Here is a 3,029-nt window from a genome sequence, read left to right on the forward strand (position 1 = left end):
AGGAGGCCAAAAACTACCACCTCCTAACAATAAGGGCACAAACCCAATCATTGTGGTTAAGGTTGTAGCAATTACATGACGAGTTGAACGTAGGACTACTTTTCGGGTAGCTCGACTGTTGCCTTGAGATGCTTCTGGATCTTCCAGGATAGCAGCCATAACTACAACTGAGTCATTAATGGCAATTCCCACTAAACCAAATGTGCCGATCAGACTCATAAACCCAAAGGGATAGCCAAATAGCCATAAACTAAAGAATCCTAATCCTACAGCACAAATAGCAACTAAACCAATTATGGAAGCTGCTCGGAATGAATTTAAGGATAACACCAAAATTGAGGCTGATAACACTAATATAATTGGCAGAGTAGAGAAAAGACTTGCTTGAGCATTCCCTTGTTGTTCTGACTCTCCAGCAACTTCAGACCAGTACCCAGATGGTATTTCAAAACCTGAATCATTTAACGCTTGCTGCCATTTTGTCAGAACTTCTGAAGGTAAAACACCAGCAGCAATAAAACCTTGAATGGAGTTTACTCGTCTGCCGTTACGTCTTCTAATGACTGAAAATTGTGGCTCTAATTCTACCTCTGCTAAAGCTGATAGAGGTATTGTGTCATTTGCATTTAGGCGATTTTGATTGAGGCTGGAGCCAGTGGCTTGTAAATCTAGGGATGTAATTTGGCTAAAGTCTCCTCTTTGAGCATTTGACACTCGTACCCGCACTGGTAATTCTTCAACACCTTCGAGAACAGAACCTCCCAAATTTCCCTCTAGTAAAGTATCTAATTGTTGCGAAATAGCAGCGCGATCGAGTCCTGCTAAACGAATTTCTTCTTCATTCACTAGCAGTTTTAGTTGAGGCCGAATATCGTTTAAGGTGCTGCGGGTGTGAGTTACTTTCGGAGTTTGAGCTAATAGCGCTCTTGCTTGTTCTCCTATTTGTTGTAGTTCCTCTAAGTTGGGACCATAAATTCGTAGTTCTACTGGTGCATCAAAAGGAGGCCCCTGTTCCAATAATCGCACCACAATTTGAGCTTCAGGAAATGCGGCATCAATTTCTGCTTGAATTCTGTTAACTAATTCTGGTTTCGCGATGGTATTGAGCTGTAAAAATCCTTGAGCATAATTGAGATATCGTTCTTTACCTGCTTTTAAGTTGTAGTAAAACCTGGGCGCGCTACGGGCTAAAAACCACTGTAATTCATCAATTTCTGAGTGCTGTAAAATTAGTTTTCGGACTTGTAGAGCAGTATTTCTTGTTTTTTCAATTGAAGTTAGAACAGGCAATTCTAATTCAATTTGTATTTGGTCTCTATCTACTTGAGGAAAGAATTGTTGGGGGAGAGTTCCCAACTGAACTATACCAGTTATTGGTAAAATTAAACCTAGTAATATTCCTAACAAAGGAGAACTATATAAACTGCGTAAAGTTAGTTGATAAATTTTAGTTAAATAAGAATTTGAAAATCCCGTTTTCCACCATAGCTGTTTAGTTTTTTGCCAGGAATTACCACCGGGATTGTGGTATAATTTTGCAGTTATTGCGGAGCTTATGGTAATGGATATTAATAGTGAAGAAAGCACAGCTAAAATTACGCTAATACCAATACTACCAACAAATTCTCCAGAGGGACCAGGCATTAATGCAATTGGTAAAAATGCCAAAGCTGTAGTTAGAGTTGATGCCATTAAAGGCATAAATAAATGATGAATTGCTTTAGTAATTGCTACTTCTGATTTTAAACCTGAAGCTATACCTTGACTAACTTCATCAACAACAATAATTGCTGTATCAATCAATAATCCTAATGCAACAATTAATCCAGTTATTGACATTTGATGTAGTGGTATCTCTAACAATCCCATGGAACCTAGAACCATACAAATCGAAAGAGGTAGGGCTAAACCAATAACAATTGCAGATTTCCAACCCATTAAAAAGACTGTAATTGCAAATACTAGAAAGCCACTAATAAACAAATTAAAAATCAAACTGTCTAGGCGGTTTTCAATATAATTACTTTGATTAAAAATAATCTCTAGCTTAAGACCTTTGCCTAGTTGTTCGCGGAATTTATCAATTTCTGCTTCTGCTGTTTTTGCCCAAAGGTCTATTTGATAATCTGATTCCACAAATATCCCTAATGCAACAGCAGGACGACCATTAATTAATGTTAATTCTCTTGATGGTTTAATAATAGTTTTCCTCACTTCAGCAATGTCGCTAAGTCGAGCAAATTGTCCTTGTTCGCTAAAGCTAATTGGAATACTCCTAATCCTTTCTAGGGAATCTAAATCAGACTCAATTTCTAATAGTAAATCATTATTTTGGCTGCGTAGTAGACCTGCTGAAACCTTAGCATCACTCTGTTGAATTTGTGTTGATAATTGTTGAGGTGTTAGCCCAATACTAGCTAACTGAGTCTGGTCAATTTCTACTACAATTTCTTCATCTTGCTTGCCAAAAATATCGATCTTTTCTGTTCCCGATAATCCCAATAATTCATCTCTCAATAATTCAGACAAGCGGTTGAGAATTGCATAATTAGGTTCGTCATCTTGTTCCCAAATTAAAGATGCAATCAAAGCATAAGCCTTAACTTCAAACTCTTGTAGTCGTGGCGGACCTGCACCTACAGGTAATTCAGGAGCAGCTCTATCTAATCGATCTCTAACTCTTGACCAAATTGCATCAATTTCGTCCCCTTCAACAGAATCTAAAACTTCAATAGTAATAATCGAACTACCCGCCCTAGAATCTGATTCGTAGCTTTTAATTTCCTCAATTTCAGATAATTCTTCTTCTATTTTTTCTGTAACCAAAGCTTCAACTCGTTCAGCATCAGCTCCAGGTAAAAAAGTTGTTACGACCGCCAGGCGAGAAACTAATTCAGGGTCTTCAAGTCGTGGCAATGTGAAAAAAGCTGAAATTCCCCAGGTGAGAATTACTAGTATTGCTAGGATTAATAATCTAAAGTTTCGATAAAATAAAGTAGTCATTTCAGTTATCAGTTATCAGTTATCAG

At 37.6% G+C, this 3,029-nt stretch carries 1 protein-coding gene; it reads right to left on the bottom strand.

The window, feature by feature from the left end; translation table 11 throughout:
- Window positions 1–3,003 (bottom strand): efflux RND transporter permease subunit (locus AC3DU7_RS24535; RefSeq protein ID WP_488041913.1); only part of this gene is annotated, 3,003 nt, incomplete at its 3' end.
- Window positions 3,004–3,029 lie beyond the last annotated feature (26 nt).

This window comes from Okeania sp. (assembly GCF_983059655.1).